Origin of the sequence: Prevotellamassilia timonensis, from assembly GCF_900106785.1 — a bacterium.
Lineage (GTDB): Bacteria > Bacteroidota > Bacteroidia > Bacteroidales > Bacteroidaceae > Alloprevotella > Alloprevotella timonensis.
In genome coordinates this window covers 194577-209800 of the sequence record NZ_LT629841.1, presented here as the reverse complement: position 1 = coordinate 209800, position 15224 = coordinate 194577, and the positions used below count along the sequence as shown (strand labels likewise).

Below are 15224 nucleotides of genomic sequence, written 5' to 3'. Positions count from 1 at the left end.
TATACAATGATTGTTATGGACGCACGATGCGCACACGGCACACAAGGGTGCGCCCCGTGGCGTTGTGGGTGAGGTAAAGTGTGTGGTAGGCCTGGCCAGTGGCGGTGCCAAAGGTGCCGGTGATGTAGCTGCCACGGGCGAACCATGAGGGGGCTGCGGCATAGAAGCCGGCCGGCGGTGCGGCAGGGTAGGTGTCGGTGCTGAAGCGGCTGAATTTCCAGTCGGCATCGGGCACGGCCGCACCATTGTCAAAACGTGTGACTTTGGGGGTGAGGCGGAACTCGCCGCCGGCGTTGAAGGTGCAGGTGAATGTGCCGTCGGCCTCCTTGACCGAGCAGGGCAGCACGCCAATGGCGGGAAAGTCGAGCGGTATGAGGTCGAGCTTGATGTTTTGCAGGGTGATGGGTATGATGCGCCAGTCGTTGCGGGCAATGAAGTGCCAGTTGCCATTGTCGTTGCTCACCACGCTGTAACGTTGCTGTGTGGTGGTGCCGTCGGCCATGGTGAGCCTTACGGTGAGCATGAATTGGCCAAAGGTGTTGGCGGGGGTGGTGCACTCGTTTACGTAAAGTGTTTTCCCGATGCTTGCGTCGTTGGCCACGACTTGGTTCAGCGCCAGATGGTATACCTGCTGTGGCTGTGTGCCGTTGAGGCGCGGCTGTTGCACTACTTGCGTGTTGGCATCGGTGGGTGTGGCCGAGGGGAACAGCATGACGTTTTGCACGCCGCCGTCGGTCGGATTGGCGCTGAGGCGGTCGATGCTGATGGTGTCGATGGTGATGTCGGCGCCGGTTTTGTTGGTAATGTTGAACTGCAGTTTGGCCAGCATGCGCACCACGTAGAGTGTCTTGGTCGTTTCGTTATCCTTGTTGGTAAGGCTCATGTGGCAAATGCCTGTCATGGGTATGCCTTGTGCGCGGCCCGTGGCATCTTTGGCTTTGGGGTCGAAGCCGTTGCCGTCGATGTGCCAGGTGGCCGAGGCTATGTCGGGCATGGTGCCGCCCTTGGCAAATGTGTGCCCGGTGGCCTGCTGGAGTTGCGCCAGGGATATGTTGGCAAAGGAGTAGAATGTCTTGTTTGAGGCGGTGGTTCGCAGATTGGTGGCCACTTTGTCGGCCTCAACGTTATTGGGGCTGGTGGCGGGTGTGAACACCTGTTCGATGGTGTGGTCGGCGTCGTTGACCATGATGACCACCCAATTCTCGATGAGTTCGTCGCCCTGCTCGTAGTTCCAGCCTAATGTGGGTAAGGCGTTGGCCTTGCTCTGGGCGTCTTTGCTTTGGGCGTCTTTGCTTTGTGTGGCAATGCGCAGAGACAGCTTGATGGGTGTGCCGTCGGTAGCAGGGGGCGCTATGGGGTCGCTGCTGCAGGCCGCCAGTATGATTGACAATAATAGTATGCTGAGCAGGTGTTTCATTGGGCTTTACTTATGAGTTAGTTGACGGGTTAACGGGTAAGTTAGTCTTGGCTTTACATAATAACATCGCCGTGTTCGTAGCGTTGCCATGGCACCACACGTATTTGCAGCGTGATGTTGAAGTTGTCGGGGGTGCGGGTAATTTTCCTGATGCGCACGCGGTAGATGTTGTTGCGCACAATGCCGTAGGCCAGGGGCAGGGCCAGGTTGGGGTTGGACGCCGTGTCTGATGAACGGTGGCGAATGTCAAAGTCGTAGGCACGGTCGTAAGCCTTGCTCTCCTCGCCGTTAGGCAAGTAGGTGCCGAAGAAGCGCAGCCCCGTGGCGTAGGTCCTGACATCGTTGCTTTGCTGCAAGGCCACGCTGAGCGTGTTCTCGGCGGTATAGGCCACTATGTAGTAGGGGTTGGCAGGATCGTCGGGGTTGGCGTGGTTGCCCTGCCGCACTGGGTATATGGTGCGCAACAAGGCGCCGTTCTGCGGCAAGGCATTGTAGCGGTTCAGCGCTACGTAGAAAGCGTTGTAGGCGTCGGCCGTGGTGGCCGGGTTGCCCTTGTGCAGTGTGAGCGGGTCGGCCACATAGCGTGGAGTGCCGCTCTCGGTGCTCTCGCCGCCAAGGTAGATGACACTGTCCTTGGGTGCCTGTGTGGTGGCGTCGGCATCCATGCTCTGCTCGAACAAGGTGCTTTGCTGCGTGATGTTGTAGGGCTCTACAAATTTGAGGCGGAACTTGCTGCTGGTGGCAGAACCGTTGGGATCGGTAACGGGATATTCGTAGTAGATGGTGCCGTCGGCCGCCTTCTTAAGATAGGCTGCATCGGGCACAAAATCAATGCGGGCGGCCAGGCGATCGAGGTCGATGGGCTGGCCGCTGGTGGTGGTAAAGGCGTCGTTGGCCGTGCCAGTATGGGGGCTGCCCGTGCCCACTATTATTTGCGCGTCGGCGGCCGATGTCATGACAAAGTCCGATTGGCGTTCGGGCCAGGCGGTGCTTTGGTCGGCATAGATGTTGTTGGCCCAGGGCGTGCCATTGTATATTTGTGTGCGCACCTCGGCCAGAGTGTGGCCATCAAGCGCGGCATAGTTGGCATTGGCCACCACCAGTACGTTGTATGTGCCATACTCCATGTTGGCAGGCAACAACCGGCTGCCGGTGGTGTAGGTGGTGGCGCCGAGCGGCTGCACGTCCCAGCAAAAGGCTCGCACGGTCACCTTGTCGGCATTGGCCGCATTGATGCCGCCCTCAGCCCCCTTGAAGAGTATGATGGTGATTTGGCTGATGCTGTTTTCGCGTGGCAGCCCCTCTTCGGCAGCAGTGGCGCGCTGCTTGCGTCCTGACGCCACTTGCACTTGCATACGCACATAGGTGTTGGGCCCCACCACCGGGGTGGCGGGCCCGGCAGTGTCGTTGTGGCAGGCCGACAGGAGCAGCCAGGCGGTGCAGAGCAATGTGAGGTGATATGTCAGTAATCGCAGTTTCATTTGTCAGGTGGAATGATGTGGGTGGTAGAGGGAGGCTAAATGTCCTCGTTCTGAATGCGCACAGCCCATGAGAGGACGCCAATTTCGATGCTGGCGTAGCTCCAGCTGCCGCCCTTGAGGTAGAACGACAGACGGTAGTCGTAGCCGCGGTCGAGGAACTCCTGAGCCGTGTAGTTACGTTCGGCCGACGAGCGCAGGCGTTGCAGAAAGTCGGCCAGGTCGATGCGCACCACGTTTTGCTGCGTCCTTTTGTTGTAAATGACGAGTTGCGCGTTGTGTGCGGCGTCGGCACCGCTGTGGTAAATGATGCGCGAGGTCATGAAATCGGCGTGTGCCATGCGGCCGGGAGCCTGCGCGTTGTTAGTGTTCGGGTAGGTAGTGGCGGAGGCAGTGTTGATAGGGTCGGTGGTGTTCCACGTGGCGTATGGCGTGTAGCGGAGCGTGGTATGCCCGTCCACCGTGTTGTAGCCGTCCACCGCGGCGTTGCGGTCGGTGATGGTAAACGTAAAGTCGTTCACATCGAGGGCGGCCGGATTGTCAAGGTCGCGCAGCGTGATGTTAATCTGCTTTGTGTCGCGCACCAATGAGCAGGTGTCGGCCTGTGTGGCAAGCTTGTCGTTGTAGCGCACCGTGACGGGGCGGGCCGACTGTCCCACCCACAGCGTGTCGAGTGGCAGGGCAGCGTTGTCAACCATCATGGTGTCGGCCACCCCGCTTATAGGCTTGGCGGGCAGGGCAATGCGCAACGTTTGCAGATTGTCGCTGGCCGACTGTGGTGCCGACACCTTGAAGCGTGCGCCCGCTGTGGCCTGGCATTCGGCATAGGGCCGCTGAAAGGCTACAGCCTGATATTGGTAAGTGCCGGGAGCTATGTCGAAGTGTACGCAGAAGTCCTTGCTCTTGAGCGGCTGTGCTGCAGCGGTGTTCTGCACGGTGCGCTGTTCGAGATAGTGGCCGTTGGCATCGAACAGATAAACGCTCACGGCCCCCACGTGGTCGGTAAACATGTCGGCGCGCTGCAGGTTGTAGTTGTATTTGAAGTGTATGTCAAGCCCTTGCGGACAGGGGGGCAGGTCTTCCTTCATGTCGGCACATGAGGCCAGACCTGCTGCGGTGGCCAGCACAATGAGGGCTTTGCTGAGTAGGTGTGTCATCTCAATTTGGTGTGGGGTGTGTATGGTATGTATGCTGTGGCCGCACGGTTGGCGGCGTGTAGTGTCGGTATTGGTGGCAGCGCATTGTGTAATGGTGTGGCTGCAAGAGGCAATATCCCGCTGTATTTTGCCATGCGCCCAGCGGCAGGGCGTGGTGTGTGAGTATAGAAAAGCATTGGGGGCTCGCCATGAGCCGTGGGCTGTATGGTGAGCCCCCAATGGTAAGGTTATAAATTAGAGGTCAGCACCTTGAGTGTGCTTGCTCCATGAGAGTACGTTGATGCTTACAGAGATATAGTTCTCAAGCACATCGTCGGGGTCGTTAGTGAATGCGGGTATGGTGGCATCGCCAAGTGTTTGAATCTTGTTCACGCTGATGTCGTACCAGTTGTTGCGCACTACGCCGTAGCGGCCAAGGAACCAGTTTTCGCTATCAGTGCTACTAGTGTTATAGATATTACTGTTGCCGCCGGCTGTTACGTTCTGTCCTTCTTTATTCCAAGGTGTGTCGCTGTCGCCAAAGTGCTTGATGCGCACGGCATAGTATGCCACGCCGCCTTTGTAGCGAACGATGTTGGGCAGAGCATTATCGAATTTGGTTGTGAAGCTTTCAAGTTTCTCCTCAGTAGCACCGGGTGTGGTGGTCTTGCCCTTAAAGGTGGCCTTTGTGATGGTAGTTTCACCAGCCTTATCGGTGTCGAATGTGATGTCGAATGAAGCATCTGTGGCGTGCTTAGCAACCCAATCCTTTACGTCAGATTCCTGAAGCAGAATGTTTTTGAGTCGTTCGGCCAGAGTGGCTTTGGTGTAAACAACCTCCTTGTTGTCGTTGATGGTGTAGAGGTCTTTATCATAGGTGTCTGTGCCAGGCTCAGACATTTTAACACCAAGTACCACGCGGGTAGTTTGGTCCTGATTTTGAGCCTCTACCTTGAAGGTGTTCTCGTTGCAATACTGCGGGGCATTGTCGCCAAACGTTGTCTTCAACGTCATGCTGGCGTTGTTGCCCATTTGGTTGTATTTGGTAGAATCGGTAGTGGTAAGATATTCGGGGTCTTGGGCAAATGCCGTGCGGTAACGCTTGTTGGCTTCAGTAGCGTTGGGGTTCACCGGTGTGTCCCACACAAAGCGGTACTTGTTGGCGCCTGCAGCCTTGTCGGAATAGAGCTTGTTCCAATTATTGTCATACTGGCGCACGATGTAGCTCTTCTTGTTGGTGTTGTCCACCGCCCAGTTGTACAGCTTGTAGCTTATATTCTTGTTAACCTCGAGTGCGTTGGTCTTGCTCTTGCTCTGTACAGTCACCTTGGCTACGGCACGCTCCACATAAATCTCTGCAGCGGGCTTCGACTTGGCCTCGGCCTCGGTAGTGTAGATGTTGTTGGTTACATCGGCCAATGTCTTGATTTTGGCATCGGTGCTTGGGGCGGTGGCGCCGCCAGGTTCGGTGCAGAGTGGGGCGTTGGTCATGAAGATGCCGTTGGTAGCCACGTTAGAGGCAAAGGGTGTTGTGCCGTCGGTACTTGTGCTGGCAAGGGCTTTAGAGAAGTTGATGAAGTTAGAAGTAGATTTGTAAGCTGCAGCGTCCACTTTAGTATCGTCAAATGTCAGTTCGTGTTTGGTGGCATTGACAGTAAACAAGTTATTGTTGTTGAGCACCACCAAAGCGAAAAGCTTTCTGCCGCTTTGGGGCTTCGTGCCGTTGGCAAAGGCAATACGCTTTGTGATCGTTACGTGGTTGGGGTCGTCGCCCACCGCCTCAAAATCTCTAAAATCGCTGTTCTCGAGTTCGTAGGCACCTTTGAACTTGGCTTCATTCTCTTTGTTGTTTTCATCTATTCCCTCAAAGAGCACGAGGTACGCATTTTTGATGCCGTACTCGTTGGCCAGACCATCTTTGAGCGTGTCGTTGAGTTCGGCGCGGCTGCCGCGGTTGTTGTCGGTAGGCAGGTTGAGGCTCATCTTGACAAAGCCTCCCTTGCTCAGGTCGATGGGGTTTGACCCACCATTGTCTACTACATTGTCGCTGCTGCAAGCACCTAATGCAAGGGTGGCAGCAAGAGCTAAAGGTAAATAAATCTTTTTCATAAGTCTTATGTATGTAAAGTTTATATAGAGTGCTTAATTGGCAGCTGTAATGAGCGCCAAGTTGCGTTTGGCCTCGTCGGAGCCGTTGGCGGCAGCCTGCTCAAAGAGTTGTTGAGCCTGTGCCAAATGGCCTTGAAGCAGGGCCAGCACGCCGCGGGCATTGATGGCGGCAGGCGTTTGGCCGGCACGCTTGAGGTAGCTCCCGGCGCGTGTGATGTCAGCTTGGCGTAGTGCCACGCTTGCAGCGTTGAGGTTGGCTTCGGTGTCGGCGGGATAAACGTTGGCAGCGGTTTCAATCACTTCGTTGTACTGGTCGCTGCCCGGCTCGTAAAGGGCCGCAATGCGGTACATTTTGGTGAGCGAGAGCAGCCTTGGCTCGGTGCTGATGAGGGCAGCGGCCTCGCGGTCGCTCATGGGGCGTATTTTGTACTTCACCTCATAGTCGGAGTGGCGCAGGTAGGGGTAGCACGCGTTGAGCAGAATGCTGTAAGCCTCGGGGTAGCGCTGCTTGAGCTGGGCATCTTTGGCGTCGGGGTCCATGTCGGCACGCACAATGCCGAGCAAAGCCTGCTTGTCGGCCATGTTGCTGCGCACGATAAAGGTGTCGAGCCCTGCCCAGTCCTCGGGGGTGAAGTCTACATGATACGTTTTGGCCGGTATGTCGTACTGGTTGCGCACATACTCCTTGAGCGTGGCAGCGCGTCCCTGTGCCAGACGGGCATTGTTGGTCCACGACCCCTCGGGCGAGGCATAGCCGTGAATGCTGATAGAGGTGATGCTCACGTTGGGGTTGTGGCGCACGGTGTCGATGGTGCTCATTATTTTGTGCAGCTCGGCCGCATTGTTGTGGTAGTCGGGGTGCAGTTCGGTGCGGTTGACAGGAAAGTCGAGGTAAGCCTTGCCCTGCAGCGAGAGCACGGGGTCGTCGGCACTGACGGCGGGCATCACGTTGGCCAGGGCGCATTTGCGTTCCCAGTGCGGATTGATGTCGACGGGTGTGCCGGCACTGTTGCCCACCAGATTGCCGCATCCGCAGGTGTCGGTGGCAATGCGCACGGTGGCGTCGTTCATCCACGGCTCGAGGTCGATGGCCTCGCGGTAGTTGTAGCATTGTGTGGTGCCGTTGTGGCGCTGCAGCTCAATGGCGTCGGGGTAATGCTTGTTGCCGTTGCGCAGAAATACGTAGTGCTGGCGGCGTCCGTTCACCATGATGGAGCGCAGCGTTTGTGTGTGGCCGTGCTTGTCCTCAATGACGGGGGTGAACACCAGCGTTTGGTTGGAGCGTATGCGCATGCTGTCCATGGTCATGCGCCAGGTTACCACCAGCGATTCGCCGGCCGGTTTGGCCATGGGGCGTGCTGCAAGCTGGTGCATGCTGTTGCCTTGGGCACAGGCGGCCAATGGTGCGAGTGCCAGGAGCGATGTGGCTATGATGTGTTTGATTGACATAAGTTGCTGTTTGATAGTAAGGGGGGGTGAGGTGGTTGTGGCAGGCGGGGCGCATTGGGCCGGGGCTGCACACCAAAATGTGGCTGTGCACGTGGTGGCATCAGCGTTTAGAACACGTACATCAGGCTGAGCGCCAGTTTGTCGGGCCCGAAGTAGTGCTTGTGTCCGCTTTCCTCGGTGGTGCCACATTCGGCACAAGGGTAACGCTTGTAGCTGATGTACTGATAGCCCACGCCGAGCGATGCCTCGAGGTTCCAGTGCCGGCCCAATATCCATTGGTAGCCGTAGGTAAAGCCTCCCCCGGCGTTCCAGCCCTCGTAGCGTTTGTCGCGCAGGTCGGAAGGCCAGTTGTAAAAGGGCAGTTTGAAGCGCACCTTCTGCATGTCGAACTCGCCGCCCATGGCGTGCACGCCAATAAAGTGGCCGTTAAACTTGGAGCAGGGCCACCAGCGGTACTCGCCGAGCAGTTGCCAGTGTTTCCACATCTTGTCGTTGTTCAAGGGGTGTTTCCACAAGTTGAGGCCGTAGAGCACCTGCATGGTGCTTTTGCGCCCCAGGCCCAGCTCCACACCGAGGTTGGGCGTGAGAGTGGCGTCGTACAGCAGATTGGTTTTGACGGCCGCGTGTTGTGCGTTGAGGTTGAGGCATAGAATGCTGGCCAGCATCAGTGCCCCCAAGCGTTGCAATATGCGTTGTTTGAGGTTCATACGTGTTATCCTTTGTAGGTGTTCTGCGTGCGTTTGTTCTGCGTGCGCGTTATCCTTATAAAATTAGCTACAAAATTACTAACCTTTCACGTTTTATAAAGGCGGCAGATGTTGCAAAATAGCGTAGCTGTGATGCATTATTTTGCTTAATTAGTAAAGTTTACACGTTGGGGGGGTAAAATGTTAACTCCGCCTTACAAAATATTTTAGAGCAATTTGTGCAAAAATAAGAGCGGACTTGCCGCAAACTCCGTTGTACAGAGTGTTGCAGCAAGTCCGCTTGCTGTGGCGTGGTGCGCAAAGATTTAGCGCACTACTTTGCGTCCGGTGTTGGTTATGAGCACCCCCTTGGCAGCAGCGCCTGCACGGCGGCCGCTAAGGTCGTAGTAGATGGTGGGTTGCTTGGGTTGGGCACCAGTGGTGGTAAGCTGGCCCACAGCCGTGCGATAGTCTGTGGCGTCAACCGCCGCAATGCCGGCATTGACCACCTTGTTGGTGGCCACATTGATGAGCAGGGCCACCACATCGAGTTTGGTCTTGTTAAACTTTACGGGGTTCAGCTTGTCGGGCGTCACAATGGCGTCAAGCTCAAATGTGGCCGCAGCCTGGCAGGGCTTGTAAGCCTCCAGGGCATTGGGCAGTGCCACGTCGGTGCCGAGTGTGCGGGTAGTGGCAAGCACCACATCATCGTAGTCGAGGCCGGCCACCTTGTCGGCAGTGCCAAGGAAGGGGGCAAACTCCGGCTCTGGAAATATGTCGGCGGTGGCATTGTTATAATAGTTCTCCTGCACCCAACCATTGCCCGTGCCGCTCAGACCGTTGCCCACGAGCACAAATTCGACCTTGTAACCCGCATTGCTCATGGCGCGTGTTGAGGTGATGCCGGCTTGGGCTGTCACCTCCTTGCCGTCGGCCGAGAGTTTGGCTTCGACAGCCACGTCGACAGGCACATACTGGTTGGCATAGGCCAGCCACTCCCGTTCAATGTATAATGGGTGGGCGCCTTTTGAGTCGGACCCGAAATAGGGGTCGGTGGTGCCGTGACGCTCAATCGAGGCTATGGGGTAGCCGGTTACTGAAATCGGGAACTGCTCTTGCGTCATGACCATCATGCTGTCGTTGAAGTGGTAGGCCAGTCCCACAAAGCGGTCGGGGTGCAGGCGTTTCATGGCCTTCATGGCAACGTAGCCGCGCGGGCAGTTGCCGCACCAGGTGCCTGTAAACTCCTCGATGACGGGACGGTGTGTGGGTATGAAAGCGCGTGCGTCCACCTCGAAGGCGGTGGGGGCTGCTGTGCTTGAGTTGGGCTGCCCGTTCACCTTGCTGATGCTGATGGTGGCGGGATAAGTGCCGTCGGCCCCGATGGCGGGCAGGCTGACGGCCACTTGGGTGCTCTTGCCAAATTCGCCCGGCAACTGCTGTCCGGCGGGCAGGTCGCAGTGTTGGGTGAGCGGTGTGCCGTTGACGGTGTAGTCGATGTCGAAGGACTGCACGCCATTGGCGCCGTAGTTGGCCACTGTGACGTTGGTGGTGGCCGTTTGCCCCGTGATGGTGTAGATGGTGGCGGGCAGGCTGACCGAAGCGCTGTTGGCTGCCACGCCGTCGATGCGTACTTTCATGGCCAAATTGGCTACGTCGGACTGGTCAACCCATTTGAGGTACTTCTTGGTAGAATGTATCATAAATCCGCCCTCGTTCTGGCTTTCGCACACAATCAGCGGGTTGGCCGCATTTTGGTCGGTGCCAACGGCATTGATGGTGAAGGTGTAGCCCACATATACGCCACCCTCGGTGATGGTGTATGGTTGGTCGAGGGGTATGTAGGTGCTGCTGAAGGCCAATGCGGTGTCGGCGGGTTGTGTGCAGATGTCGGGCACATTCTGCTTTTTGCCGTCGATGGATTGGAGCGTGAGTTTCTTTGACAGCCACACTTTAAGGTTGCTGACAGCCGTGGTGTGTGGTATGCTGATAATCACCCCCTTGATGGTGGTGCCAGTGAGAGCCGGCTGATTGATGTGTATGGCCACGTCGTAGGTCTCCTTTTTGCCCGACCCTGTTTGTGCCAGGTCGGTGGTGCCGTCGTAGTAACTGTAGTCCATGGTGGTGGTTTGTGCCACAGCCACGGGGCCTGTGCAAAGGGCCATGAGCAGAACGGCAAGACAGGTGTGTAATAGTTTCATGTGTGTGTGGTGGGATTAAAGGGTGGGGCCGGTGTGTGATGCTTAGAATTTAGAAATCAAGAACATCAGCACCACTCATTAAGAGATTTAAGAAGTCCGGGAGCCGGCATAAGGCTCCCGGACTTCTCAATATGTATGTGTCATAATTCAGACGTGCGGCTTACTTGAACAAGCGCTTGCTTGTAGTGATGGTGCCGTCGGCCAGGCGTGTGGTCTGAATGAACAAGCCCTTGCCGGGGCGGCTCACACGGCGACCGCTGAGGTCGGTGTAGGTGACGCCAGCCACCTTGCCGGTTTGGGCCACATTGCTCACAGCCGAGGGGTCCTCGTCGGTGGCGCTTATATAGGTAATGGCCGACTTGCGCACTTCGCCACCACCCTTGTAAATCATTTGTACACCGATGCGGTCGATGCCCGTGACAAAGGTGTAAACCTGCCACAAGCCGGCATAATTGACAAAGTCGAGCATGTCGCTGTAGATGAAGGGTATTTCGGTGGTTTCGTAAGGGAACAGTTTATATTCATCGGGGTCGATGGTCAGAACGTCGTCGTCGAGGTAGATGCTGTAGTAGAGTTTGTTGGCATCGAGAATGTAGCCGTCGGCGTCGAACTCGCTGGGTGCGAAGGCCAGCAGACCGTAGCCGTACTCCTCGCTGAAGGGCATGTACGACATGGTGCTTGCGTCTACGGCAAGCGGTGTGGCGGCCTTTTCGGTCCATGGCTCAAGGGTTGCGCCGTCGTAGGTGAACACCTGGTTGAACATTTTGTAACCCTGGTTGGCCACAAAGGTGCTGTCGGTGCTGAGTGTGCCCTTGTCGGCATCGTAGTCAAATGTGATGGCATCGGCCAGTGTGAGGCTCTCTATTGAATCCCCAATCTCGCTGTCCCACACCATGTTGTGCGACACGGGTTCGAAAAAGGCGTAGCTTGCTGTCACAGTGTCGAGGCCCATGTACTGGTGGCCGCTGAATGTGGCCTTGTTGCCACTGATGGTGCCCTTGGCCCAGCCTGAGGGAATGTTTCCGTTGAGCCCGGCAATGTAGATGTCGTTGCCCTCGCGCACCACCTTCTTTACGCGGCCGTACATCTGTCCTGAGTCGTAGTAGGTGATGCTCATCTGGGTGGCTTTGGTCTCGTCCTTGGGTGCAACGGGCTGTTGGTCGAACACAGTGTACTGCTGTATGTAGTCGCCATAGCCATACCATTCGCCCGCCTCGGTACACATGCCAAGCAGCTTGCTGTCCTGTGTGGTGTTGACAAGTACGATGCTGTCGTTGCGCCACACGTATTTCACGGTCTGGCTCGTAGAGTCGGGCTTGAAGGTGGTGTAGGTTTCGCCGTCCTGTTCAACCTTGACGGGCACGAGTTTGTAAAGCCAGGCGTCGGTGCTCATGCCGTCGTACTCCTCGTGTACAAACTGCTGCGGCAGTTTTACCTCGATGGTGTCGCCAGTGGTGCGCTCGCCCTTAATCCATGCGTCAGAATAGTAGGCCCCGATGGGGTTGTTGATGTATATGGTCTTGTTGTCGGGAGCCTCGACTATTTTGCCCCAAATACCGTCGAACGGCAGTTGGGCCTCATAGCCCATCATGTTGACAAAGCTCTCGCCCGAAAAGTAGAAGTTGGCGTGGAGCTTGCCTTCGGGCTGGGCATCGATGATGGGGGCTGTGGTAGTGGTGCCGGTAGTGGAGGCTACGTTGAAGCGCTTGCCCGATGCGGCAGTGCTGCCCAGCTTGACGGCCGGCCGGAAGTTGGACTTTTTGGCCAAAGCTATGGCTTGCTTGTTAGGGGTAAGGCGCACATTGCGCGTGGCGGCGGTTTGTGCGGTAGCAGCCGAACTTGCTATAAGGGCTGCTGCAAAAGCTGTGTAGAGATGTCTCATAAGCTGTGTTATTTTGGTAGTTGTAAGGAGTTCTTAATTGTTGTATTGTATTTATAACGAAAGCAAAGGTAGTACGTTAATAGATAATATGCAAGTATTTTGCACGATTATTTTGCAAAATGTAATTATTTCGGCGTTTTGCAGTGCTTGTTGCAAGAAATATATCTGATTGTGTCCTGGCCGCGAATGCCCGTGCCGCTGTTTGCACACTTTTGGTGTTGGGTGTGGCTCTTACGTGTTGCGTGAGGTGGCCTTTTGGGTTCGGTGGGAGTGATTTGTCTGTTACGGGGGAGCGTTTTCCTGTTATGGGAGAGCGTTTTTCTTGTTACGGGGGAGCGTTTTTCATGTTACGGGGGAGCGTTCTTCTTGTTACGGGAGAGCGTTCTTCTTGTTACGGGAGGCAGACTTTTCTGTTGGACGAATAGATTTTTCTACCTCCCGTAAGTGTTTTTCAGCTTTTGCGCAAGTGCATTTAAGTCCTCTCACAAGTGTTTTTATGTATTCTTGCAGGTGGCTTTCTGTGCTCTCACAAGTGTTTTTCTGTATTCTTGCAGTTGGTTTTCTGTGCTCTTACAAGCGCATCACGTTCTTTGCATGAGCAGTTGGCGTGTATGCAAGCAGGGCTTCTCCCCCGCCCCACCCTGCCCTGTTGTGGCACCGTGTGGTGGAACTGTCAGGTGCTAAAAAAGCGGTATAGAAATCTGTATGTCAGAATTTCTATACCGCTTATCGAAAGGTTTTGTGCTATATGTTGGTTATAGCTTGGGTGTGAGTTAGTATTCGTCCTCGTTGAAGAGGAACATGATATATTGAGTTTCAAGAGCACTATGATGCTACATCACAATAGCCTGTCAGTTTGTTTGTTGTGTGGGTTGCTGTGAGTCACGCGCTATATGGCCTTTATTTGATAAGCCATTTCATAGCCCACTCTGCTAAAGGTGACGGACAAGCAAGCATTCCACAGTTCTGCTGTAAATTGAGAAAGGAGAAACGTATGCGGTTCTTGGGCTGGTAGCGTTCGTTGTATACAACAATGCTTCTGCCGCTGACACAATTCTCGGCCTTGACTTCAACAGGAACTACCTCGTGCTCTTGCTGTAATAGAAATTCTATCTCGGCTTTTCCTTCTGAAGTCCAATAGTAAGGTATGGAACCGTATGAGGGCAACAGGCTTTGTAGTACAGCATTTTCAGCCATTGCACCTTTGAATTCGGTGTAGTTAGAGGTTGGGTCGATGACGATGCTTCCTGGTAGTCCGGCCAACTGCCGCAGTAGTCCGCAGTCGCTGGCATAAACCTTGAATATGTCAGGTTCCTCGTAGGCGCTTAAAGGCATTCCGGGTTTCGATACAGCGTTTACACGGTATATCATGCCTGCATCTTCGAGCCAGAGCAAGGCGTCTTCATAGTCGCGGCTTCTTGCCCCTTTCTTTATAATCTTATAGATGAACTTTCGATTTTCCTTGGCAAGTTGAGATGGCAGTGAGTGCCAAATGGCATGTATGCGCGGTATTTCGCGCGGCTCCGCATACTTGGCAAAATCAAGCTCATACAAGTCTAATATCCCCTGTAATATGTCGTCCACTGCTTGCATGCCTTGATTTTCAAGCATGCTTACAGCTGCTTCTGGCATTCCTCCAGACACCATATATCTGCGGTATTCAGACTTTAATTTATCAAGTATGATAAGGGGCAGTTTTTCTGGCTGATTTATCTGTTCTATGAAATTGAATGTTTGAACGTCACTTGCCCGCAAAAATTCCTTGAATGTGATAGGATACATACGTACGACCTGTACTTTTCCTACTGGTACGGTCATTCTCCTCCTTTTCACAGCAACGCCCAACAGCGAGCCTGCTGCAATAATATGCCACTCGGGGGCGTCTTCAAAAAAATACTTTAGTGAGTTGAGCGCCTCCTCGCATTCTTGTATTTCGTCGAATATGAGCAGTGTCTTGCCCGGGACAAGGGGTACTTGGCTGTAAAGGGCAAGTTCCTTTATGATGCGTGCAGGCTCCTTTGATACGGTGAAGGCTGATTGTAATTCTTTCTGACGGTCAAAATCAAATTTTGCCGTGTAGTCGAAATACTCTCTTCCAAACTCCTCCATAGCCCATGTTTTGCCTATCTGACGGGCGCCCTTCAGAAGAATTGGTTTGCGTTTTTCAGCATCTTTCCATTCTTTGAGTTTGTTTATTATGTCTCTCTCTATCCTCATATTTGCACTGATGACTTCGGATTTGTGCCAAAGATGACACTTTTTCGAACTTGTTAGGTGCGAATGTACAATATTATGATGAACGAAGCAACTTTTCGGAGCGTTTTATCATCCCTCTTTCATGAGTAGGCTTTGCATGTGCTGTGGGCGGGGTTGTCAGGTGCTAAAAAAGCGGTATAGAAATCTGTATGTCAGAAATTCTATACCGCTTATTGAAAGGCTTTGTGCTATATGTTGGTTATAGCTTGGGTGTGAGTTAGTATTCGTCCTCGTTGAAGAGGAAATCCTCCTTTGTAGGATAGTCGGGCCATACGTCCTCGATGGTTTCGTATATTTCGCCTTCGTCTTCAAGTTCCTGCAGGTTTTCTACCACCTCCATCGGTGCTCCTGAGCGCATGGCGTAGTCAATGAGTTCGTCTTTTGTTGCTGGCCAAGGTGCATCTTCAAGCTTTGAGGCCAATTCCAATGTCCAATACATAGTGTCAGTTATTTGGGTTTGAGGTTATACTTAAATGTCGGGCAGCATGGGCCGTTCCTTGGTGCAGCATGTGTGAGGTGTTGCGCAAGTTCCCAACTGCTCAGTGGTTTTTGGCGGCAAAAATACACTTTTTATTGTAATGGAGGGTATCTGTTGCCTTCTTTTTTGCCG

Annotated in this window: 10 protein-coding genes; all 10 read right to left on the bottom strand. The window is 54.5% G+C overall.

Annotated features, from left to right (window positions below):
* Window positions 1–13 precede the first annotated feature (13 nt).
* Entirely contained in the window at window positions 14–1417 is a 1404-nt protein-coding gene (locus tag BQ5453_RS02660) for a hypothetical protein (protein ID WP_071122027.1), read from the bottom strand.
* 53 nt (window positions 1418–1470) lie between these two features.
* Entirely contained in the window at window positions 1471–2898 is a 1428-nt protein-coding gene (locus BQ5453_RS02655) for a fimbrial protein (RefSeq protein ID WP_071122026.1), read from the bottom strand.
* Window positions 2899–2933: 35 nt separating this feature from the next.
* Window positions 2934–4052, bottom strand: coding sequence for a FimB/Mfa2 family fimbrial subunit (locus BQ5453_RS02650; RefSeq protein ID WP_071122094.1), 1119 nt, complete (start codon window positions 4050–4052; stop codon window positions 2934–2936).
* Between the two features lie 234 nt (window positions 4053–4286).
* On the bottom strand, window positions 4287–6140 hold the full coding sequence (locus BQ5453_RS02645) for a fimbria major subunit (protein WP_071122025.1): 1854 nt from the start codon (window positions 6138–6140) through the stop codon (window positions 4287–4289).
* Window positions 6141–6173: 33 nt separating this feature from the next.
* Window positions 6174–7589, bottom strand: coding sequence for an OmpA family protein (locus BQ5453_RS02640; RefSeq protein ID WP_083361100.1), 1416 nt, complete (start codon window positions 7587–7589; stop codon window positions 6174–6176).
* Window positions 7590–7696: 107 nt separating this feature from the next.
* Window positions 7697–8296: a DUF3575 domain-containing protein gene (locus tag BQ5453_RS02635; RefSeq protein ID WP_235860013.1), complete on the bottom strand. Its 600-nt coding sequence runs from the start codon at window positions 8294–8296 to the stop codon at window positions 7697–7699.
* 305 nt (window positions 8297–8601) lie between these two features.
* The gene (locus tag BQ5453_RS02630; protein WP_143033265.1) at window positions 8602–10476 is read right to left on the bottom strand and encodes a hypothetical protein; all 1875 of its coding nucleotides are present in this window, start codon (window positions 10474–10476) and stop codon (window positions 8602–8604) included.
* Window positions 10477–10636: 160 nt separating this feature from the next.
* A complete protein-coding gene (locus BQ5453_RS02625; RefSeq protein WP_071122023.1) occupies window positions 10637–12358 on the bottom strand; it encodes a hypothetical protein in 1722 nt (573 codons plus the stop codon).
* A gap of 900 nt (window positions 12359–13258) precedes the next feature.
* Window positions 13259–14575: an ATP-binding protein gene (locus BQ5453_RS02620; protein ID WP_071122022.1), complete on the bottom strand. Its 1317-nt coding sequence runs from the start codon at window positions 14573–14575 to the stop codon at window positions 13259–13261.
* A 256-nt stretch (window positions 14576–14831) separates the two neighbouring features.
* Window positions 14832–15053 (bottom strand): DUF2795 domain-containing protein, encoded by a 222-nt coding sequence (locus BQ5453_RS02615; protein WP_022101416.1) that lies wholly within the window; start codon window positions 15051–15053, stop codon window positions 14832–14834.
* Window positions 15054–15224 lie beyond the last annotated feature (171 nt).

Coding starts and splice junctions, on each gene's coding strand:
- BQ5453_RS02660 (WP_071122027.1), bottom strand. CDS start 1,417: ATGAAACACCTGCTCAGCATACTATTATTGTCAATCATACTGGCGGCC.
- BQ5453_RS02655 (WP_071122026.1), bottom strand. CDS start 2,898: ATGAAACTGCGATTACTGACATATCACCTCACATTGCTCTGCACCGCC.
- BQ5453_RS02650 (WP_071122094.1), bottom strand. CDS start 4,052: ATGACACACCTACTCAGCAAAGCCCTCATTGTGCTGGCCACCGCAGCA.
- BQ5453_RS02645 (WP_071122025.1), bottom strand. CDS start 6,140: ATGAAAAAGATTTATTTACCTTTAGCTCTTGCTGCCACCCTTGCATTA.
- BQ5453_RS02640 (WP_083361100.1), bottom strand. CDS start 7,589: ATGTCAATCAAACACATCATAGCCACATCGCTCCTGGCACTCGCACCA.
- BQ5453_RS02635 (WP_235860013.1), bottom strand. CDS start 8,296: ATGAACCTCAAACAACGCATATTGCAACGCTTGGGGGCACTGATGCTG.
- BQ5453_RS02630 (WP_143033265.1), bottom strand. CDS start 10,476: ATGAAACTATTACACACCTGTCTTGCCGTTCTGCTCATGGCCCTTTGC.
- BQ5453_RS02625 (WP_071122023.1), bottom strand. CDS start 12,358: ATGAGACATCTCTACACAGCTTTTGCAGCAGCCCTTATAGCAAGTTCG.
- BQ5453_RS02620 (WP_071122022.1), bottom strand. CDS start 14,575: ATGAGGATAGAGAGAGACATAATAAACAAACTCAAAGAATGGAAAGAT.
- BQ5453_RS02615 (WP_022101416.1), bottom strand. CDS start 15,053: ATGTATTGGACATTGGAATTGGCCTCAAAGCTTGAAGATGCACCTTGG.